Annotated in this window: 17 protein-coding genes and 2 tRNA genes; 9 read left to right on the forward strand and 10 right to left on the reverse strand. The window is 57.9% G+C overall.

The window, feature by feature from the left end; translation table 11 throughout:
* Positions 1–168: 168 nt before the first annotated feature.
* From clpX to EDC30_RS00965, 7 genes are all read left to right on the forward strand, one after another.
* On the forward strand, positions 169–1,434 hold the full coding sequence (gene clpX, locus EDC30_RS00935) for an ATP-dependent Clp protease ATP-binding subunit ClpX (protein ID WP_132256436.1): 1,266 nt from the start codon (positions 169–171) through the stop codon (positions 1,432–1,434).
* A complete protein-coding gene (locus tag EDC30_RS00940) occupies positions 1,406–1,585 on the forward strand; it encodes a hypothetical protein (RefSeq protein WP_132256438.1) in 180 nt (59 codons plus the stop codon). The genes clpX and EDC30_RS00940 overlap by 29 nt, the downstream gene beginning before the upstream one ends.
* Before the next feature lie 92 nt (positions 1,586–1,677).
* The gene (gene lon / locus EDC30_RS00945) at positions 1,678–4,095 is read left to right on the forward strand and encodes an endopeptidase La (RefSeq protein WP_132256439.1); all 2,418 of its coding nucleotides are present in this window, start codon (positions 1,678–1,680) and stop codon (positions 4,093–4,095) included.
* A gap of 317 nt (positions 4,096–4,412) precedes the next feature.
* On the forward strand, positions 4,413–4,685 hold the full coding sequence (locus EDC30_RS00950) for an HU family DNA-binding protein (protein ID WP_132256441.1): 273 nt from the start codon (positions 4,413–4,415) through the stop codon (positions 4,683–4,685).
* A gap of 126 nt (positions 4,686–4,811) precedes the next feature.
* A tRNA-Val gene (locus EDC30_RS00955) sits at positions 4,812–4,887 on the forward strand.
* Positions 4,888–4,916: 29 nt separating this feature from the next.
* Positions 4,917–4,993 (forward strand) — tRNA-Asp (locus EDC30_RS00960).
* A 77-nt stretch (positions 4,994–5,070) separates the two neighbouring features.
* Positions 5,071–6,993, forward strand: a complete 1,923-nt coding sequence (locus EDC30_RS00965; RefSeq protein ID WP_132256443.1) for a SurA N-terminal domain-containing protein — start codon at positions 5,071–5,073, stop codon at positions 6,991–6,993.
* Positions 6,994–7,155: 162 nt separating this feature from the next.
* On the opposite strand, the gene mnmH is transcribed toward EDC30_RS00965, so the two are convergent.
* Both mnmH and EDC30_RS00975 read right to left on the reverse strand, forming a co-directional pair.
* On the reverse strand, positions 7,156–8,217 hold the full coding sequence (gene mnmH / locus EDC30_RS00970) for a tRNA 2-selenouridine(34) synthase MnmH (RefSeq protein ID WP_132256445.1): 1,062 nt from the start codon (positions 8,215–8,217) through the stop codon (positions 7,156–7,158).
* 4 nt (positions 8,218–8,221) lie between these two features.
* Positions 8,222–8,884 (reverse strand): arylesterase, encoded by a 663-nt coding sequence (locus EDC30_RS00975; protein WP_424446887.1) that lies wholly within the window; start codon positions 8,882–8,884, stop codon positions 8,222–8,224.
* Between EDC30_RS00975 and EDC30_RS00980 the strand changes: the two genes are divergently transcribed.
* Complete coding sequence (locus tag EDC30_RS00980) at positions 8,883–9,569, forward strand: ABC transporter ATP-binding protein (protein WP_243656599.1); 687 nt, start codon at positions 8,883–8,885, stop codon at positions 9,567–9,569. The two genes, EDC30_RS00975 and EDC30_RS00980, sit on opposite strands and share 2 nt — an antisense overlap.
* Here the strand turns inward: EDC30_RS00980 and EDC30_RS00985 are convergent.
* Both EDC30_RS00985 and EDC30_RS00990 read right to left on the reverse strand, forming a co-directional pair.
* Entirely contained in the window at positions 9,538–11,094 is a 1,557-nt protein-coding gene (locus tag EDC30_RS00985; protein ID WP_132256450.1) for an NAD(P)H-hydrate dehydratase, read from the reverse strand. The two genes, EDC30_RS00980 and EDC30_RS00985, sit on opposite strands and share 32 nt — an antisense overlap.
* A 30-nt stretch (positions 11,095–11,124) precedes the next feature.
* A complete protein-coding gene (locus EDC30_RS00990) occupies positions 11,125–12,390 on the reverse strand; it encodes a D-amino acid dehydrogenase (RefSeq protein WP_132256452.1) in 1,266 nt (421 codons plus the stop codon).
* Positions 12,391–12,749: 359 nt separating this feature from the next.
* Here EDC30_RS00990 and purL point away from each other — a divergent pair, with 359 nt between their 5' ends.
* On the forward strand, positions 12,750–16,760 hold the full coding sequence (gene purL / locus EDC30_RS00995) for a phosphoribosylformylglycinamidine synthase (RefSeq protein ID WP_132256454.1): 4,011 nt from the start codon (positions 12,750–12,752) through the stop codon (positions 16,758–16,760).
* A 145-nt stretch (positions 16,761–16,905) separates the two neighbouring features.
* Here the strand turns inward: purL and EDC30_RS01000 are convergent, their stop codons facing one another.
* The 6 genes from EDC30_RS01000 to EDC30_RS01025 all read right to left on the reverse strand — a co-directional run bounded on the left by EDC30_RS01000 (position 16,906) and on the right by EDC30_RS01025 (position 21,296).
* Complete coding sequence (locus tag EDC30_RS01000) at positions 16,906–17,361, reverse strand: hemerythrin domain-containing protein (protein WP_165973679.1); 456 nt, start codon at positions 17,359–17,361, stop codon at positions 16,906–16,908.
* A gap of 278 nt (positions 17,362–17,639) precedes the next feature.
* Positions 17,640–18,416, reverse strand: coding sequence for a peptidylprolyl isomerase (locus tag EDC30_RS01005; protein ID WP_132256458.1), 777 nt, complete (start codon positions 18,414–18,416; stop codon positions 17,640–17,642).
* A 51-nt stretch (positions 18,417–18,467) separates the two neighbouring features.
* Positions 18,468–18,743: a BolA family protein gene (locus tag EDC30_RS01010; protein WP_132256460.1), complete on the reverse strand. Its 276-nt coding sequence runs from the start codon at positions 18,741–18,743 to the stop codon at positions 18,468–18,470.
* Positions 18,743–19,372, reverse strand: a complete 630-nt coding sequence (locus EDC30_RS01015; protein ID WP_132256462.1) for a septation protein A — start codon at positions 19,370–19,372, stop codon at positions 18,743–18,745. Before EDC30_RS01015 ends, EDC30_RS01010 begins: the two co-directional genes overlap by 1 nt.
* Complete coding sequence (gene msrB, locus EDC30_RS01020) at positions 19,369–19,788, reverse strand: peptide-methionine (R)-S-oxide reductase MsrB (protein WP_132256464.1); 420 nt, start codon at positions 19,786–19,788, stop codon at positions 19,369–19,371. Before msrB ends, EDC30_RS01015 begins: the two co-directional genes overlap by 4 nt.
* Positions 19,785–21,296 (reverse strand): protein adenylyltransferase SelO, encoded by a 1,512-nt coding sequence (locus EDC30_RS01025; protein ID WP_132256465.1) that lies wholly within the window; start codon positions 21,294–21,296, stop codon positions 19,785–19,787. Before EDC30_RS01025 ends, msrB begins: the two co-directional genes overlap by 4 nt.
* Between the last annotated feature and the right edge of the window lie 67 nt (positions 21,297–21,363).

The raw sequence follows: 21,363 nt of genomic DNA on the forward strand, positions 1-21,363 counted from the left end.
GCCATTTCGTTTCTGGTAAGCCACAAACGCCCGGACGATGTACGATTCGGGCGTTTTTGCTTTACTATCCTATATAGGCGCACGCACCTGTCGGTTTTTTGCGCTGTCTCGTGATGGATTTTTCATTCACGGGTAATATCGAATCACCATATCCATCCATTTAGTCTTATGTCTGACAAAAAATCTTCCAGCGGCGAGAAACTCCTGTATTGCTCGTTTTGCGGTAAGAGCCAACACGAGGTGAAGAAGCTTATCGCCGGACCTTCGGTCTTTATCTGCGACGAGTGTATCGACCTGTGCAATGACATCATCCGTGATGAGGCAGCCAGCGTGGAGTCCGTCGGTGACCAGAAGTCCGATCTGCCGACACCGCAGGAAATCTGCGACATGCTGGATCAGTACGTCATCGGCCAGGAGGCAGCAAAACGCATCCTGTCGGTAGCGGTGTACAACCATTACAAGCGTCTGAAGCACTTCGGCAAGAAAGATGAAGTCGAGCTGGCGAAGAGCAATATCCTGCTGGTTGGCCCGACCGGTTCCGGCAAGACCTTGCTGGCGCAGACGTTGGCTCGCATGCTGAATGTTCCCTTCGTTATTGCGGATGCCACCACGCTGACGGAAGCCGGCTATGTCGGTGAAGATGTCGAGAACATCATCCAGAAGCTTTTGCAGAACTGCAATTACGAAGTCGAGAAGGCGCAGAAAGGCATTGTCTATATCGATGAGATCGACAAGATTTCGCGTAAGTCGGATAACCCTTCCATCACGCGCGACGTTTCAGGTGAAGGCGTGCAGCAAGCCTTGCTGAAGCTGATCGAAGGCACCATGGCTTCGGTGCCGCCGCAAGGTGGCCGCAAGCATCCGAACCAGGATTTCGTGCAGATCGATACCACCAATATCATGTTCATCTGCGGTGGCGCATTTGACGGTCTTGCCAAGATTATCTCCAACCGTTCCGAAAAGAGCGGAATCGGCTTCGGCGCCAGCGTCAAGAGTCAGAGCGAGCGTGATGCCAGCGCTATGCTGATGGATACGGAGCCGGAAGACCTGATCAAGTTCGGTTTGATCCCGGAATTGGTGGGGCGTTTGCCGGTTGTTGCGACTTTGAGTGAACTCAATGAAGAAGCGCTGATCCAAATATTGCTTGAACCCAAGAATGCCTTGATCAAGCAGTATGCGAAGTTGCTGGAAATGGAAGGTGCGGAACTGGAAGTGCGCCCGGCTGCCTTACATGCCATAGCCAGGAAGGCATTGGCTCGCAAGACTGGCGCGCGGGGTTTGCGTTCTATCCTGGAGCATGCCTTGCTAGATGTGATGTATGAATTGCCAAGTCAGCAGAATGTTGCCAAGGTAGTGATTGATGAAAATACGATTACTAACGGCGCAAAACCATTAATGATTTACCATGAACAACCTAAAGTTTCCGGCGCATAATGAGGCAATAATTTCAAAAACCTTGAAAAAATACGGTTTTCAAACCTTTTTTGCTCAAAAGCAGTACAATTTGCCGAAACAACAAACATTTGGGCTTCCATCGCAAAGCCACCCGTGGGTAACCTCGCGTGTGGCTTTTTTTATTGATTAGTTTCCAACTTTAAATGGACGAATATTGATGCAGGGCCTTGTGTTTTTTCAGATCGTGCCAACATCAACTACATCTTCTTGATAAGGCTCGCCATGACGACAACCAATCAAACCGAACATACCCAATTGCCGCTTTTGCCTTTGCGGGACGTCGTAGTTTTTCCGCACATGGTTATCCCGCTCTTCGTCGGTCGCCCAAAATCCATCAAGGCGCTCGAAGCTGCCATGGAGCAGGGCAAGAGCATCATGCTGGCAGCGCAGAAAGCCGCCGCCAAGGATGAGCCATCGGCTGATGACATTTATGAAATCGGCTGCATTGCCAATATTTTGCAAATGCTGAAGCTGCCGGACGGTACGGTCAAAGTGCTGGTCGAAGGCGCGCAGCGTGCCCGTATTCACCAGATCCGCGACACCGAAAGCCACTTCATTGCTGAGCTCTCTCCGGTCGAATCGGAAATCGGCGATGAATCCGAAGTCGAGGCGATGCGCCGCGCGATCGTTCAGCAGTTCGACCAGTATGTCAAACTGAACAAGAAGATCCCGCCTGAAATTCTGACGTCGCTGGCAGGCATCGACGATGCAGGCCGCCTGGCCGACACCATCGCCGCGCATCTGCCGCTCAAGCTCGAACAGAAGCAGGTCATCCTGGAAATCTTCAACATCGCCAAGCGCTATGAGCATCTGCTCGGCCAGCTCGAAGGCGAACTGGATATCCTGCAGGTGGAAAAGCGCATCCGTGGCCGCGTCAAGCGCCAGATGGAAAAATCGCAGCGCGAGTATTACCTGAACGAGCAAGTCAAGGCCATCCAGAAGGAACTGGGCGAAGGCGAGGAGGGTGCAGATCTCGAAGAACTCGAGAAAAAGATCATCGCCGCCAAGATGCCCAAGGAAGCCCGCGACAAGGCCCAGAGCGAACTCAAGAAGCTGAAAATGATGTCGCCGATGTCGGCCGAAGCCACCGTCGTGCGCAACTACATCGAGACGATCGCCAACCTGCCATGGAAGAAAAAATCCAAGGTCAACAACGATCTCGCCAATGCCGAGAAGGTGCTGGAAGACGAGCACTATGGCCTGGAGAAGGTCAAGGAACGCATTCTCGAGTATCTCGCCGTGCAGCAGCGCGTCGACAAACTGAAGGCGCCGATTTTGTGCTTCGTCGGTCCTCCGGGCGTCGGTAAGACTTCGCTGGGCCAGTCGATCGCGCGCGCGACCAACCGCAAATACGTGCGCATGGCGCTCGGCGGCGTGCGTGACGAAGCTGAGATCCGCGGTCATCGCCGCACCTATATCGGTTCGATGCCGGGCAAGATCCTGCAGAGCCTGACCAAGGTCGGCGTGCGCAATCCGCTGTTCCTGCTTGACGAGATCGACAAGCTGGGCATGGACTTCCGCGGCGATCCGTCGTCGGCCTTGCTGGAAGTGCTGGATCCCGAGCAGAACCATACCTTCTCGGACCATTACATCGAAGTCGATTTCGACTTGTCGGATGTGATGTTCGTGGCGACCTCGAACTCGTTCAATATTCCGCCGGCCCTGCTGGACCGCATGGAAGTCATCCGCCTGTCCGGTTATACGGAAGACGAGAAGACCAGCATAGCCCAGCGTTACCTGTTGCCCAAGCAGATCAGGACCAACGGCTTGAAGGAAGACGAGATCAGCGTGTCCGAAGCCGCGATCCGCGACGTCATCCGTTACTACACGCGTGAAGCTGGCGTGCGTTCGCTTGAACGCGAAATCTCCAAGATCTGCCGCAAGGTGGTGAAGATGCTGCTGCTGAAAAAGCAGGAGAAGGAGAAGAAGATCACCGTCACGCCGAAAAATCTGGACAAGTTTCTGGGTGTGCGCCGATTCGATTTCGGCGTGGCCGAGAAGGAAAACCAGATCGGTCAGGTGGTCGGCCTGGCCTGGACCGAAGTGGGCGGCGAGCTGCTGACCATCGAGGCGATGAGCATGCCAGGTAAAGGCAACGTGATTCGCACCGGTACCCTCGGCGACGTGATGAAGGAATCGATCGAGGCAGCACGCACTGTCGTGCGCAGTCGCGCCAAGTCGCTCGGCATCAAGAGCGATGTGTTCGACAAGAGCGATATCCACATCCACGTGCCCGAAGGAGCAACGCCAAAGGATGGACCTTCTGCGGGTATCGCCATGACCACGGCGCTGGTATCGGTGTTCACCGGCATCCCGGTGCGTTGCGACGTGGCGATGACTGGCGAGATCACGCTTCGCGGCGAGGTGCTACCGATCGGCGGTCTGAAAGAAAAGCTGCTGGCGGCGCATCGCGGCGGCATCAAGACCGCGCTGATCCCCGAGCAGAACGTCAAGGATCTCGCGGATATTCCGGACAACGTCAAGAACAAGCTTGAAATTGTCCCGGTGCGCTGGATCGACAAGGTGCTGGAAATTGCGCTGGAGCGTCAACCGGCTCCGTTGCCGGATGAGGAACCGGCCGTCGAGGCGGCTGCTGCCAAGACTGGCGAGTCGTCTGACACTACAGTCGTCAAGCACTGATCGGATCGGCTTGAAAAAAAGCGCTCTTCGGAGCGCTTTTTTATTGCGCGTCTAATCTGCGCGTGCCCATCGAGAGGTCGCATCATGCTCGATATGCTGCCAAGCTATTGAGCGATGATCTACTTTGTAGAACACGATAATCGCGAAAAAGCCCAAAAAATCGCGCTCCCAGAGTGTTGCAGATTGTAAATCTCTTGACACAAAACCTAGCGACTTGTTTAATACGTGCTTCTGTTTTCCGTGCTCTGCGGCAAGTGCAAGACCATATTGAGTGGCTAACACCTGCAGAGAAATTTAATCTAGCGAGGGGGGCGTAAATGAATAAATCCGAACTGATCGATCACATTGCTGAATCTGCCGATCTGTCCAAGGCTGACGCAGGCCGTGCACTGGATGCAATGGTCAGCGCTGTAAAAACCACTCTGAAGAAAAACGGCACCGTGACCCTGGTTGGTTTCGGTACTTTCTCGGTTGGCAAGCGCGCTGCACGTACCGGCCGCAACCCGCAAACCGGCGCAGCGATCAAGATCAAGGCAGCCAAGGTTCCGAAGTTCAAGCCGGGCAAGGGCTTGAAAGACGCCATCAACTAATTCATTGATCTGGCGAGTGGTAAAAAACGAAATTTACCAGTAGCAGGATTTGGAAGATCGTGTATAATTACGTCTTCCTCGCGGCGCGGTGACTAGCGCTGCAGTTTGGCTGGTTAAGCAGGTGTCGGGTGCTTAGCTCAGTTGGTAGAGCGGCGCCCTTACAAGGCGTAGGTCGGGAGTTCGAGCCTCTCAGCACCCACCAAATACAGTCAAACAAATGAGCAGGATTTTGGAGCGGTAGTTCAGTTGGTTAGAATACCGGCCTGTCACGCCGGGGGTCGCGGGTTCGAGCCCCGTCCGCTCCGCCAAACACAAAAAGGCGAACGCAAGTTCGCCTTTTTTCATATGCGATGCGGTTACGCAATCTGTACGGGATAGGTTGAACATGTTTGATTTTGTCCGCACCCACCAACGGCTGATGCAGTTTCTTCTGCTGTTGTTCATTTTTCCTTCCTTCGCTTTCTTTGGCCTGGAAAGTTACACGCGTTTTCAGCAGGGCGAAGACGCCGTTGCAAAAGTCGCCGGCCAGAAAATCACTCAGGCAGAATTCGACGAAGCCATGCGCCGGCAGATGGATCAATACCGCCAGATGCTTGGCACGCAGTTCGATCCGAAAATGTTCGACACGCCCGAACAGCGCAAGAACCTGCTCGACAGCCTGATCTCGCAGCGCGCGCTGGCTGCCGAAGCCGCGCGCAACAACCTGGCGCCATCCGACCAGGCTGTGCAGCAAACCATTCTGGGCATGGAAGGCCTGACCACACCGGATGGCAAGTTCGATAACGACCGTTACAAGTCGCTGCTTGCCATGCAAGGCATGACGCCGGTTTCCTTTGAGGCGCGTCTGCGCCACGATCTGGCCGTGCAGCAGCTCACAGCGGCGGTGCAGGACAGCGCATTCGCACCGCAATCGGTCTCGGCGCGCGTGTCGGATATCGCGCAGCAGGAACGCGAAGTGCAGCAAATGCTGTTCAAGCCTGCCGATTATGTTTCACAGGTCAAGGTCACCGATCAACAGCTGCAGGATTACTACAATAAGAACGCCAGCCAGTTTGCCATTCCCGAGCAGGCGAATATTGAATATGTGGTCCTGAATCAGGCCGCCGCCGAAGCGCAGATCAAGGTGTCTGATGACGACATCAAGTCGTATTACGAGCAAAACAAGAAGCGCTATTCGGTGGACGAGCAGCGCCGCGCCAGCCATATCCTCATCGGCGTGAAGAAGGATGCGTCGGAAGCGGACAAGCAGGCCGCGCGTGCCAAGGCTGAAAAAGTGCTGGCCCAACTCAAACAGAATCCGAATGACTTTGCCAAGCTCGCCAAGGAAAATTCGGATGATCCGGGCTCGGCGGAAAAGGGCGGCGATCTCGGATTCTTTGGTCCGGGCATGATGGTCAAGCCTTTCGAAGATGCTGCATACAAGCTGAAGGAAGGTGAAATCAGCGGCCTGGTGCAATCCGATTTCGGCTACCACATCATCAAGGTAACCGGCATCAAGCCGGGCTCGGTCAAGCCGCTTGAAGAGGTCAAGGGAGAGATCGCTGCGGATATCAAGAAGCAGCAATCGACGAAGAAGTTTTCCGAGATGGCGGAGACCTTCCGGGATACCGTGTACGAGCAAGCCGATAGCCTGAAGCCGGCTGCCGACAAGCTCGGATTGAAGGTCGAGACGGCTGCAAACGTAACGCGCCAGGCAGATCCGGCGGTTGGTCAGAAAGCGCCATTCAACAACCAGAAATTCCTGACCGCCTTGTTCTCGGACGACGTCGTCAAGAACAAGCGCAATTCGGAAGCGATCGAGGTTGCGCCGAATACGCTGATTGCCGGCCGTATCGTTTCGCACAAGCCGGCTTCCAAGCGTCCGTTCGATGAGGTCAAGGCTGGCATTCGCGAGCGTGTGATCCAGGAAGAGGCGGCGAAGCTCGCGCAGCAGGCCGGTGAAGCCAAGCTGGCGGCCCTGAAGGCCAAGGATGATGCGTCGGGCTTTGGTCCTGCCAAGGTAGTGTCGCGCAATAAGCGCGAAGACCTGGATGCAACGTCGCTGCAGGCGATCATGAAGGCTGATTCCAGCAAGCTGCCAAGCTATGCCGGCGCCGAATTGCCGCAACAGGGATACGCCGTGTATCGCATCACCAAAGTCATGCAGCCGGCAGCAGCGGATGCCGCACGTCGCCAGGCTGAAGCGCAGCAGATTTCCGGTATCGTGGCGCAACAGGAAACTGCGGCGTATGTGCAGGCGCTCAAGCAACGGGCCAAGGTGAAGTTGCTCAAGCCCGTTGAGCAGGCCAAAACCGATACGGCAGAATAATTTGTATGCCAAATAAAAAACCGCTCTTGAGGAGCGGTTTTTTTACGCCTGGCGGGCGGCTTATCATGGCTGTCCTTCTCTTAATGTCGCTATACGGATGGAATGCAATATTCGACATTCAGGCAATCATTTGCAGAATGGCGAGTCAGTCAATATTGACCATCACTCCTGCGTCATTAATTCGCGCGCAGCGGCGACAAAGCTCTTCGGTGAAATATCCGGCAGACTGATGTCGCGCGCTTCTGTATAACGCGCGAAATTCCTGCTGATGGAACGAAGATAGGCGGGATCGTAATGCCGTACCAGCAATTCTTCCACCAGTGGCTGCATGGCGCCAGATTTGGCCATCTCGTGCCAGCGTTGCAGGTTGTCTCGTCCATGCAGCGGCAGCAGGCAGTCCAGCTGCCGGTTCAGGGCATCGGGGTCCGCCACGAAATGCACGTATTCGCGCATGAGCAGCGCCACGCGGTCAGTCATGGACAGAGAAACCGCGATGCAGGGTGACGCACGTATGCATTCCATCAGCGCTTCCGGCACGCGTACGCTGCCGACCTTCTTGCTTTCCGATTCCACGAATATGGGACGAGCCGGGTCGAAGCGGCGAAGCGCATGCCAGATGGCGCTTTCGAATGACTTTTGCGTCGGCTGGGGCTGACTCGGAATACTTCCCAGCACCGAACCACGGTGTGACGCCATTTTTTCGAGGTCGAGCACTTGCGCGCCTTCCTGTTCTAGCGTGCGCAGCAACTCGCTCTTGCCGCTGCCGGTCGGACCCGCGATCACGCGGAAGTCAAACTGCCGAGGCATTACTTCCAGCGCCGCGACGACATGCCGCCGATATTCCTTGTAGCCGCCATCCAGTTGTATGGCGGGCCAGCCGATTTTTGCAAGGATATGCGCCATCGAACCGCTGCGGTTGCCGCCTCGCCAACAATACACCAGCGGTTTCCAGTCGCGCGGCTTGTCGGCGAAATGGGTTTCGAGATGCGACGAGATGTTACGCGCCACGATCGCGGCGCCGACGCGTTTGGCTTCGAAGGAGCCTACCTGCTTGTACAGCGTGCCGACGCGTGCGCGTTCCTCGTTGTTGAGTACCGGGCAGTTGATCGCGCCGGGGATATGATCTTCGGCAAATTCGCCTTCGCTGCGGGCATCGATGATGGTATCGAATTGGTCAAGTTGCGGCAGGAGGTCATCGAAGGGCAGCAGAGCTGGGTATTTCATGAACTTACTTTTTCAACAGAAGCGGCTTCAGGACAGGCCAGACATTGTCCAGCATGATGGGGTGAGCGGCAGCGAGTGGGTGAATGCGGTCAGGCTGGAACATGTCTTCGCGCGTCGCGATGCCCTCCAGGAAAAACGGCACGAGCGCAGTCTTGTTTTCCCGCGCAAGCTTGCCATACATCGCATGGAAATTTTCAGCATAGCTGGGGCCATAGTTCGGCGGAATACGCATGCCGAGCAAGATGACTTTCGCGTTGATCGCTTGTCCTGCCTTGATCATGCTGCGCAGGTTGGCTTCGGTAGCAGCAACCGGCAAACCGCGCAGGGCGTCGTTGGCGCCCAGTTCGATGATAAGAATATCCGGCCGGTGTGTCTTCAACAGGGCGGGCAGCCGTGCCGCGCCGCCACTGGTGGTGTCGCCGCTGATGCTGGCATTGATGATCCTGGCATCGATTTTCTCGGCGCGCAGGCGTTCCTGCAAAAGATTGACCCATCCCTTACCACGTGCGAGTCCATACTCGGCGGATAGACTATCCCCAAGCACAAGCACGGTTTTTGATGCAGAATAGGCATGCGAGGCAAGCAGCGCCAAGGTCAACAACAACAGTGCTCGCAACCACTGCCGCCACTTCGGGTACGGTAATCCAATTAATCCTTCAAAGCGCATGACTGAACCTTTCAATTTGCGATCCGCTATCGAAGTCACGCATCTGTGCAAGCGCGTCTCCGACGCCACCGGTGAACTGACGATCCTCAACGATATCCATTTTACCGTGCAAGCCGGCTCGACGCTTGCGATTGTCGGGGCATCCGGCTCGGGAAAGTCCACCTTGCTGGGATTGCTGGCGGGACTGGATACACCGACTTCCGGCACTGTTCTGGTCGACGGCATCGATATCTATGCGCTGGACGAGGATGGTCGCGCGCAGCTGCGCAAGGAAAAGCTAGGCTTCGTGTTCCAGTCTTTTCAACTGGTGGCGCACATGAATGCGCTGGAAAACGTAATGCTACCGCTGGAATTGCGCGGCGATCGCGAAGCGCGCCCGAAGGCTGAAGCCATGCTCGAACGCGTCGGCCTGTCGTCAAGACTGAAGCATTATCCGAAGTACCTGTCGGGTGGCGAGCAGCAGCGCGTGGCGCTCGCGCGCGCCTTCGTCACCGAGCCGCCACTGCTGCTGGCCGACGAACCGACCGGCAGCCTGGATGCGGCTACAGGCGAAGCAGTGATCCAGTTGATGTTCGAACTGAACAAGGAGCGCGGCTCGACACTGGTGCTGGTGACGCACGATCCATCGATCGCGGCGCGTTGTGCCCGTACGATTACGATTGCTGCTGGACGGCTCGTGCAGTGATCGGCGCGGCATCCTGTCGCGCATTCTTAATGGTTCGATTGAGCGCGGTCCGGATTGCCGGAATCAATTCACCCGCAGTCAAACCTACCGGGCCGATGCCGGCATCGACCAGTTCATCGGCGGCATGACCATGCAGCCAGACCGCGGCCAGGGCGGCTTCCCATACTGGCAGACCTTGTGAGAGCAGGGCGCCGCACAGGCCGGCCAGCACATCGCCGGTGCCAGCCGTGGCAAGCGCCGGATTGCCGGTCGGGTTGACTGCCACCATCCCATCCGGGCGGGCAATCACGCTGCCAGATCCCTTGAGAACGACAATCGCGTTGAAGCGTGCCGCGAGCTGGCGCGCTGCAGCCAGGCGGTCCGCCTGCACCATGCCGGCGGATACGCCCAAGAGGCGCGCGGCTTCCAGCGGATGGGGCGTCATGATGGCTGGAGAATTTCGATTGGACAGTCGCTGCTGCAGGATGTTGTCGCCGGCGAGGATATTGAGCGCATCCGCATCCAGCACCAGCGGCATGACCGTGCCGAGGGCCGTTTCCAGCAAATGTCTGGCTTTCGGAGTATTTCCTGCACCAGGCCCTGCTACAACCGTGGCATTCGTAAAATCGAATTCGAGGGCAGGGCGGCACATGATTTCCGGCTGCAACGGATCGAATGCGGAAACTTCATCGATGAAACAGGCATAGACGCGCCCCGCGCCGCAATGGAGGGCCGCACGCGCGCTCAGCAATGCCGCGCCGTGCATGCCATGCGCGCCGCCCAGCACGGCAACGTCGCCGAAGCTGCCTTTGTGGGTATTCTGCCGACGAGGTTGCAAGGCATCTGAAAAGATCGTTGGGTCATTGAGCGATGCTTGTGCCGATGGAAAAAACGCGTCGTCGATATCCAGGGAGGCGACGCTGACTTGTCCCGCATAATCGCGCCCGTGGCAGGTATGCAAGCCAGGTTTGTCACCGATGAAAGTGATGGTGTGGCTGGCTTGCACCGCGATGCCGTCGGGACCTACGATGTCACCGGTATCCGCGTCCAGTCCGCTGGGCACGTCCAGCGCCAGCACGGGACAGTTCAAGGTATTGACATATTCCGCCACGACGCGCATGTCGCCGGTGATCGGGCGCATGAGGCCGATGCCGAACAGGCCGTCAATTACCAGTTGCCAGGATTGAGTGTGCAGGCTGATGATGCTGCCCGCATCCTGCGGAGTGAGCAATTTCATCAGGCTGGAGCGGGCTCTTGCCAATGCCGCGCCAGCTTCCGGCGATGGACTCTTGGGGGCGGCAAACAGGATGACAGTGACGTCGCTGCCGGCTTCAGCCAGTTCAGCCGCGACTTCGAGGGCATCACCGCCATTATTGCCAGGCCCGGCGAGCACCAGCACGCGGGCACGCATGGCGGTGCCAAGCAAATCAAGCGCAAGCGCCGTTGCGTCTGCGCCGGCACGCTGCATCAATGTGCCGGTGGGCAGTGTGGATAAGGCCGCCTGTTCGATGCGGCGGATTTCCTCGACGGTATAGAGTGCATTCATGGCATCCGCTGGAGCAATACGAAGCGGATATTATGGCATGCGGGCGTAGCGGGACAGGGTGAGGCCTTCCAGATCAATGTCAGGCTTTCGGCCGGAAATGATATCCGCAAGCAGCAAACCGCAGCCTGCCGCCATGGCCCAGCCGGTCGAACCATGTCCGACGTTCAAGTAGAGGTTGCGGATCGGCGTGGCGCCAAGTACGGGCGGGCCATCGGGCAGCATCGGGCGGATACCGCTCCAGTAACTGGCCGTGCTGTAGTTGGCGGCATCCGGGAACCAGTCCTCGCCAACCTTGGCGAGGGTGCGCAGGGCGGTTTCGTGCAGGTCTGTATTGGTCGAGCCGAGTTCCGCCATGCCGGCGATGCGAATGCGCCCGCCCATGCGGGTAATCGCCACCTTGTACGATTCATCCATCAATGCCGCTTGCGGCGCATCGTCATAGTTGCGGATGGTGGCGGTGGCGGAATAACCCTTGATGGGATACAAGGGCAAGCGGATGCCGAGCGGCTCCAGCAGGCGGGCACTGTCGATGCCTGCGGCGATGACCACGGAATCGGCATGAAACGTGCGGTCTCGGACACGCAGACTGATACCCTTGCCATGCGGGTCGATGGCGCTGACGGCACTGCCAAATAGGAATTCGACGCCCATCTCCTGGGCGATATTTTTCAACTGCTTGGTGAAAAGCGGGCAATTGCCGGCTTCATCATCCGGCAAATACAGGCCGCCGGCCAGCGCTGTCTTGGTCGATAATGCCGGTTCGATCGCACGGGCCTGTTCCGGGTCGACGACCTGGTGGGCGACGCCTTGCTCGGCCAGCAGTTCAAGCGCAGGCTTCGCCATTTCAATGTCGTGCTCGCTGCGAAACAGCTGCAGATAACCACGGGTTTGTTCGTAATCGAGACGGTGATGTTCGCGCAGCTGTTGCAGCACCAAGCGGCTGTAGCCCGCTACCCGCTGCATGCGCTCCTTGTTGATGCGGAAACGGTCCAGTTCGCATTCGGCCAGCCACTGCCTGACCCAGCGCCACATGGCGCGATCAAACGTGGGTTTGAGCAGCACCGGGCCGTCGCTTCTCAGCAGGGAGGCAAGAATCTTTTTCGGCATGCCGGGCATCGCCCAGGGCGTAACATAGCCCGGAGCCACCACGCCGGCGTTACCGTAACTGGCTTTCTCGGCCACGTGGCTGAGCCTTTCAATGACGACGACCTGGTGGCCCGCATGCGCCAGAAAATAGGCGGTGCACACGCCAATGACGCCGCCTCCGATAACCGCAATCTGCTGTTGATGTGACATGAATGGACTGATGATGCGCGCGGCAGATTGCCGCCCGAAAAGAGCAGCGAATATAGCACGGCGCCGGCCTTATTTTGTGACGTTGAACCGCTAAAATCTTGCACTACGGCTTCAGCTACGACTTGGCGTGGTTTTTATGCCAGTGTCCTGCCAATCCCGGAATGTTTCATTGACCATTGGAAGCATCAACAGTTCCCAAGGGCAAGTGCAGGGCGTGTGAATTATTGGTCATTGGAAAAGTTTCATGAGCCTGGGAACGGCAGGACAGGGCTGCATCAAGGTATAATCTCATTTTCCAGTTCAACACGCGGTTATTTCAGTTCAAATAGACTGGAATCCGCCTCAACTTTGCTCTCGCCATGCTGATTTTGCCGGGCTCGAACGCCCTGTCTGCCTTCCGTAGCCAAAGACTGTTATCCAAACTGCAAGACATCGAGCCCGCCATTGTTGGCGTTTGTGGCCGCTATCTGCATTTCATCGATTCGGCGGTCGCTCCTTCGCAAGACGAGGTCGGCCGCTTGCAGGCCATGCTGACTTATGGCGATGTGTTCGAAGGCCGCGAAGATGGCGATCGCTTCGTCGTGATCCCGCGCTTCGGCACCATTTCCCCGTGGGCCAGCAAGGCGACGGATATCGCGCACAACTGCGGCATGACGGAGATTCACCGCATCGAGCGCGGTGTCGTGTATTACGTGCAGCTGAAATCCGGCTTGCTGGGCGGTGCCAAGAAACTGGCCAATCCGGATGCGGTGGCAGCGCTGCTGCATGACCGCATGACTGAGAGTGTCTTGCGCAATCCGGAAGATGCCGTCGGTTTGTTCCAGGAGTTGCAAGCCAAGCCCTTGGCCTTCGTCGATGTGCTGGGCGGCGGCAAGGCCGCGCTGCAGCAAGCCAATGCCGATCTTGGCCTGGCCATGTCGGACGACGAGATCGATTACCTGGTGAATGCCTTCACCCAGGCCAAGCGCAACCCGACCGATGTCGAGCTGATGATGTTCGCCCAAGCCAATAGCGAACACTGCCGCCACAAGATTTTCAATGCCGAATGGACCATCGATGGCGTCAAGCAGGACAAGTCGCTGTTCCAGATGATCAAGAATACGCACCAGCTGCAGCCGAAGGGCACGGTGGTGGCGTACAGCGATAATTCCTCCGTCATCGAAGGCGCGACCATTCCGCGCTTCTATCCGCGCGGCGCGGAAGCAGGCAATGAATACAAGGCCACGGATGAGCTGACGCACATCCTCATGAAGGTGGAGACGCACAACCATCCGACGGCGATTTCGCCATTCCCGGGCGCGTCTACCGGCGCCGGCGGCGAGATCCGCGACGAAGGCGCGACCGGTCGTGGCGCCAAGCCTAAGGCTGGCTTGACCGGCTTCACCGTCTCGAACCTGATGATCACCCATGCGGTGCAGCCGTGGGAAAATGCCCGCGATGTGACTGAGCCGGTGCATGAGCGCAAGCCGGGCGAGGCCACCATTTACGGCAAGCCCGACCGCATCGCTTCGCCCTTGCAGATCATGATCGACGGGCCGCTCGGCGGCGCCGCGTTCAACAATGAATTCGGCCGGCCGAATCTCGGCGGCTACTTCCGCACCTACGAGCAGAATGTCGGCGGCATGGTCGCCGGTTATCACAAGCCCATCATGATCGCCGGCGGCATGGGCAATATCTCGGCCCTGCACACCAAGAAGAACGATCTGCCGGTGGGCAGCCTGCTGATTCAATTAGGTGGGCCCGGCATGCGCATCGGCATGGGCGGCAGCGCTGCCTCATCGATGGCGACCGGCACCAATACCGCCGACCTGGATTTCGATTCGGTCCAGCGCGGTAATCCGGAAATGCAGCGTCGCGCGCAGGAAGTCATTTCTGCCTGCTGGGCGCTGGGTGAAAAGAATCCCATCCTGTCGATTCATGACGTCGGTGCCGGCGGTCTCTCCAACGCTTTCCCGGAAATTACCAATGACGCCAAGCGCGGTGCGATATTCGACTTGAGCCGCGTGCCGCTGGAGGAATCCGGCATGGCGCCCAAGGAAATCTGGAGCAACGAATCGCAGGAGCGCTACGTGCTGGCGATCGCACCGGATTCGCTGCCGTTGTTCGATTACCTGTGCAAGCGCGAGCGCTGCCCGTTCGCCGTGGTCGGCACCGCCACCGAAGAGCGTCAACTGAAAGTGGTCGATCCGGAACACGACAACAACCCGGTCGACATGCCGATGGAAGTCTTGCTCGGCAAGCCGCCCAAGATGCATCGCGACGTCACGCATGTACAGCGCGAATTGCCGCGCCTGGACCTGACCGGCATCGACTTGCTGGAAGCGTCGCTGCGTGTATTGCGTCTGCCGACCGTGGCGGATAAATCCTTCCTCATCACGATCGGTGACCGTACCGTCGGCGCGATGACCGTGCGTGACCAGATGGTCGGCCCCTGGCAAGTGCCGGTGGCGGATTGCGCGGTAACGGCGATGACCTACGAGGGTTACCTCGGCGAAGCGATGGCGATGGGCGAACGTACGCCGCTGGCGGTGATCAATGCGCCGGCATCGGGCCGCATGGCGGTGGGCGAGGCGATCACCAACATCGCTGCAGCGCCGATCACCGATATTTCCGACATCAAGCTGTCGGCCAACTGGATGGCCGCCTGTGGTCAACCTGGCCAGGATGCCGCGCTGTTCGATACCGTCAAGGCGGTGGGCATGGAACTGTGTCCGGCGCTGGGCGTGTCCATCCCGGTCGGCAAGGATTCGCTGTCCATGCGTACCACCTGGAGCGACGAGGAGGGCGCCAAGTCGGTGACTGCGCCGGTGTCGCTGATCGTGTCATCCTTTGCGCCGGTAACGGATATCCGTCGGGTGCTGACGCCGCAGATCCGCAAGGATGTAGGCGATACCGTGCTGATCGCCATCGACCTTGGCCGCGGCAAGAGCCGCCTGGGTGCTTCGGCTTTTGCGCAGGTCATGCAGCAGATCGGCAACGATGCGCCGGATGTCGATAGCCCGGAAGATTTGAAAGCCTTCTTCAATGCGATTCAGCAGCTCAACCGAGAAGGCAAGCTGCTGGCTTACCATGATCGTTCCGATGGCGGCCTGTTTGCCGCGCTGTGCGAGATGGCCTTTGCCGGCCGCACCGGCCTGTCGCTCAACATCGATATCCTCGCCATGGATGCCGGGCATGCCGCCGACAGCGGCGAAGCCAAGAACTGGACGACGCAAGTCGGCGAGCGCCGCAACGAGTTGACGCTGCGCGCGCTGTTCAACGAAGAGCTGGGCGCAGTGATCCAGGTAAAGGCTGAGCAGAAGTCGGAAGTAATGGATGTGCTGCGTTCCTATAACCTGGGCGCCTGCAGCCATATCATCGGCAAACCGAACGATACCGATGTCATCGAGATCATGCGCGATGCCAAGACCATCTACAGCCAGCAGCGCAGCGAACTGCAGCGTGCCTGGAGCGAGGCGTCCTGGCGCATCGCCCGCCTGCGCGACAATCCGGCTTGCGCCGATTCTGAATACGACCGCATTCTCGATACGCAGGATCCGGGCATGACGCCCAAGCTGTCGTTCGACCCGCAGGAAGATATCGTTGCGCCGTTCATTGCAAGCGGCGTGCGGCCGAAAGTGGCGATCCTGCGCGAGCAGGGCGTCAATTCCCAGGTCGAGACCGCCTATGTGATGCACAAGGCGGGATTCACCGCCATCGACGTGCACATGAGTGACCTGATCGCTGGACGCGCGAAGCTCGACGACTTCAAGGGCATGATCGCGGTGGGCGGGTTCTCGTACGGCGACGTGCTGGGCGCCGGTGAAGGCTGGGCCAAGACCATCCTGTTCAATGCGCAGCTGGCCGAGCAGTTTGCCGCCTTCTTCAATCGTGACGATACCTTCAGCCTGGGTATCTGCAATGGCTGCCAGATGATGAGCAACCTGAAGTCCATCATCCCGGGTGCGCACGACTGGCCGAAGTTCACGCGCAACAAGTCGGAGCAGTTCGAGGCGCGCTTCTCGATGGTCGAGCTGACCGATTCGCCATCGATTTTCTTTGACGGCATGGCCGGCACGCAAACGCCGATCGCGGTGGCGCATGGAGAAGGCTTCGCCGACTTCTCGCAAACAGGCGATATCGACCGCGCCATCGTCGCCATGCGTTACGTCGACAATCGTGGCCAGGTGACGGAAACCTACCCGTTCAATCCGAACGGTTCGCCCAACGGCATTACGGCGGTGACCACGCCCGACGGTCGCTTCACCGTCATGATGCCGCATGCCGAGCGCGCATTCCGCACGGTGATCAATTCCTGGCACCCGGAGTCCTGGGGCGAGGATGCGCCGTGGATGCGGATGTTCCGCAATGCCCGCAAGTGGGTGGGGTAATGTAACTGGCAAGAAGAACGGCGCTCCTCGGAGCGCCGTTTTCATTTGATGGGCCGGGCACTGTCGTTTCAAATGGCGACCAGGCGCCTTCACGGATTCTTATAGCTTTCACGGTGCTGGGATGAATGGAATCGCCGCTAAATTTTCAGGCGGCGGTATGGGAATCGATTGCCTTGCGCAAGGCACAAACGATGTCTTCCGTATTGCCAGACAGGACACGATCAAGCAGGGGATAGAGCATTTTTTCTTCCTTCTGGCTGTGCTGCTGCATCAGCAGAGTGAGGGTTTCCGCATGCAAGAGAAAATCGGCGGGCTCCCGGCGATGTAAGGCATCCTGCAGGCGCGTGACAATTCCCTTGATGCGTTGATGCTCGGTGCACAGGATCTTGATCGGTAGAGCGGCTTCGGAAAAGATTTCCCCAAACGCGGGAAATACAATGCTTTCTTCGCCTTCGAGGTGCGCGATGAATGCGGCATGGAAGTGCTGGAATTCGATTTCCGCCTGCTGCCACTCGTGTTTTGCGATGCTGGTTTCCACCTTGTCGAACAAGTCGTCGCAGCACTTGTGGTCGTATTCCAGGTATTCGCAAATGGTTTGCATGGCTGAATCTCCAAAGAAGCAATGCGGCATTGTCAACCCGATGGAGCCGACAATTCCTTAATCTAGATTAAGGAATTCAATATGAATATGTGCATTTGGAAATTAAATCAGCGCTGGAGCTTTGAAGTGGGAGCGACAAATTGGAGTGCAGGCCGATGCGGCAAGCTTTGCAGTCAAACCAGGCGGGCAATGTAAAGCAAGTTTAAAAAAACAGGTCTGGAAACTCATAAAAAAACGGCGCTCCGTCGTGGAGCGCCGTTTTCCGTAATCTTGCTGACTTACTTGACCGAAGCCTTGGACTTCAACTCTTGCTGGAAAGCCTGCAGCTTCTTCTGCTGGATCGACTCGGCGATCTGCGGCTTGACTTCTTCCAGCGCCGGGATCTTGGCGGCGCGGACATCATCCAGCTTGATCACGTGGTAACCGAACTGGGTCTTGACCGGCGTGTCGGTGAACTGGCCTTTTTGCAGGCCGGTCATGGCGTCAGAGAAAGGCTTGACGAAAGCCGAAGGCGAAGCCCAGTCGAGGCTGCCGCCGTTAGCTGCGGAACCCGGATCCTTGGATTGCTTGGCCAGCTCTTCGAACTTGGCGCCGCTCTTCAGCTTGGCGATGATGGCCTTGGCATCTTCTTCCTTTTCCACCAGGATGTGGCGGGCCAGGTATTCCTTGTCGCCAGCCTGTGCCTTGAACTTGTCGTATTCAGCCTTGACTTCGGCGTCCGAAACCGGGTTCTTCTTCAGGAAGTCGCCGATCAGAGCGCGGATCACGATTGCCTGGCGAGCGATGTCCAGCTGGTTCTTGACGTCGGGGCTGTTGGAAAGACCACGCTTGTCGGCTTCCTGCATGAGGATTTCGCGGTTGATCAATTCTTCCTTGATCATGGCGCGCAGTTCCGGGGTGTCCTTCTGGCCCTGGGAGGACATCTGCTTGGCCATGGTGTCGACGCGCGAAGATGGGATCGGCTTGCCGTTGACGACAGCAACGTTTTGCGCCAGCACGGGCAGCGCGACGGCTGCGAGAAGCGTAACCAGCAAGCGGGCGGGTTTCAATGTCATTCTTTTTTCCTAACAGGGAAGTTAAAAAACGTTCAATTATACACTTGGCGTCTATTGTTGAATTTCTGACGGCGCCAGAGCGGTGATGTTGAGCGCGTGTATTTCCGTCTGCATCAAATCACGGAGGCAATCATACACCAGTCGGTGGCGAGTAATGCGATTTTGACCTTCGAAGCGGGTCGATACCAGGCGCAACCGATAATGGCCCGCGCCGGACGCCGCGCCGGCATGGCCGGCATGTTTGGAGGAATCGTCTTCAAGTCGGCATTCGAGAGGAGAAAATGCCTGGCTGACGAGCGACAGGATACGTTCTTCGCGCGGGCTCATTACGCTTCCTCCTTGATATATTTCGACAGGAACAGGCTTTGGCCCACGGCGAAGATGATCATCAGAGCGGTAAAGCCGAACATTTTGAAATTGACCCATGCCGCTTCCGACAATCCAAAGGCGAAGGCGACGCACAGGTTAATGATGCCCATGACGACGAAGAAGACCGCCCAGGAGAGGTTCAGCTTGAACCACACAGGTTCCGGCAGGGTGATCTGCTTGCCCAGCATGCTTTTGATGAGGTTCTTGCGGAACGCGAACTGCCCGATCAGCAGAGCTGCGCCAAAGCACCAGTACAGGATGGTCGGCTTCCACTTGATGAAGTTCGGGTTGTTGAAATAAATGGTCGCGCCGCCGAAGACAGTGATGATGGCCAGGGAAAGCCACAGCATGGCATCGATTTTCTTGCGGCGGACCAGCATGTAGCCGATCTGGGTGAAGCTGGCCAAGATGGCGACCGCGGTCGCCAGCAGAATGGGGGCATGGCTGCCCGCCAGCGTGCCGCCGGCCATGAAACCGGACAGGTATTGCGTCAGCAGCGCCTGGGCAGCCTCGGGATTGCCTTGTCCCCATTTGAAGATGACGAAAAACAGGATGACGGGAAATAGGTCGAACAGGAATTTCTTCATGGTTGATTCTGGTTGTTTTCAGGCAGCGGTTCAAATCGCAGCGAAGCGGAGTTGATGCAATAGCGCAGGCCGGTCGGCGGCGGACCGTCGGGGAAGACATGTCCGAGATGGGCATCGCAAACCTTGCAGATGATTTCGGTGCGGATCATGCCATGGGATCGGTCGACTTTTTCCTCGACCTTGTCCGGGTCGAGCGGGCGGAAATAGCTGGGCCAGCCGCAGCCGGATTCGAACTTGGCATCGGATTCGAACAGCGGCGTGCCGCAGCAAACGCAGCGGTAAATGCCATGTTCATGGTGATCCCAGTAGCGGCCGGTAAAGGCGCGCTCGGTGGCGGCGTGACGCGTGACTTCATACTCGAGCGGATCGAGCGTGGCGCGCCATTCGGCATCGGTTTTACGTACTTTGTCTGTCATGATGAACAACTCACTTCCAGGTGGCTGGCCCAGTCCGGCGGCAGCGCGGCATAGGCTTCGTTTTCGGGTTGATCGTCAAAGGGACGTTCCAGTACCTTCTGCAATCGGGCGATTTCCGAAAAATCCTTGTTTTGCGCCTTGTCGATGGCAACCTGCGCCAGGTAGTTACGCAAGACATATTTCGGATTGACGGCATGCATGGCAGCGCGACGTACTGCATCGCTGCTGCTGCCGTTATCAATTTCGCGGCCTAATCTTAGCCTATATTGGCTAGCCCAGGCGTCAAAGGCGGCACGGTCGATGAACAGGTCGCGCAGCGGTGCGTCGGCAGCAGGATTATCCCGCTGCAGGTCGCCCAGCCTGCGGAAAAACAGCGTGAAATCGACGTGATTGTCCTGCATGAGCTTGAACGTCGCGTTGATCAGCTCGTCATCTTCATCCTGGTCGGTTTGCAGGCCCAGCTTTGCGTGCAGCAGCACATCGATTTTTTCCTGGTAAGCGGAAGCAAAGCCGGCCAGCGCGGCATGTACATCGTCGACTTCACCGATCAATGGCAGGAGCGCCTGGCCCAGCGCATAGCAATTCCAGTGGCAGATCTTCGGCTGCATCGAGTAGGCATAGCGGCCCTGGGTATCGCTGTGGTTGCAGATGTGGTTGGCATCGAAGGCTTCCATGAAACCGAACGGGCCGTAATCGATGGTAATGCCGAGGATCGACATGTTGTCGGTATTAAGAACGCCATGCATGAAGCCGACTGCCTGCCAGTGCGCCACCAGTTCGGCGGTGCGGCGCGTCACTTCGGTCAGCAAGGCCTGATATGGCTTGTCCGCATCGCGTAGCTCGGGGTAGAACCTGGCAATCACATAATCGGCCAAGGTTTTGAGCTGGTCCGGCTGATCGCGGTAATACCAGTGTTCGAATGAGCCGAAGCGGATGAAGCTGGGCGCCAGGCGCGTGGCGACCGCGGCCGTTTCCGGGCGTTCGCGCATGACCAGTTCGTCGGAGCCGACTACGCACAGCGCGCGCGAGGTCGGAATGCCGAGTGCGGCCATCGCTTCCGAACACAGGTATTCTCGAATCGACGAGCGCAGCACGGCGCGGCCATCACCCATGCGGGAATAGGGCGTCAATCCGGCGCCCTTGAGCTGGATTTCCAGCATGCCGCCGCTTGCATCGGCAGGTACTTCACCCAGCAGGATGGCGCGTCCGTCGCCCAGTTGCCCGGCCCATACGCCGAACTGGTGGCCGGAATACACGGCCGACAGCGGCTGGGTGCCGGCAGGGATGCGGTTGCCGGCAAAGGCGGAGATGAATTCCGGCTGGGCGAATTCCGCCGGATCCAGGCCGATCAGTTCGGCGACAGCCGGGCTCGCGCAAACCAGATAGGGATTCGGCAACGGGGTGGGCTGAAGGCGCGTATAGAACGCCGGCGGCAGCGCAGCATACGAATGGCTGAACGGCAGCTGGTCCACGCTGTGACGTGCCGGCGCAAAACCGGGAGCATTCATGGGAAATTCCTCGGGCTGGTGGAGCTTGCCTTGGTAAAAGTCAGGTAAGTTAAGTGCATTCCCTATT

Origin of the sequence: Paucimonas lemoignei (genome assembly GCF_004342585.1) — a bacterium.
GTDB lineage: Bacteria > Pseudomonadota > Gammaproteobacteria > Burkholderiales > Burkholderiaceae_D > Paucimonas > Paucimonas lemoignei.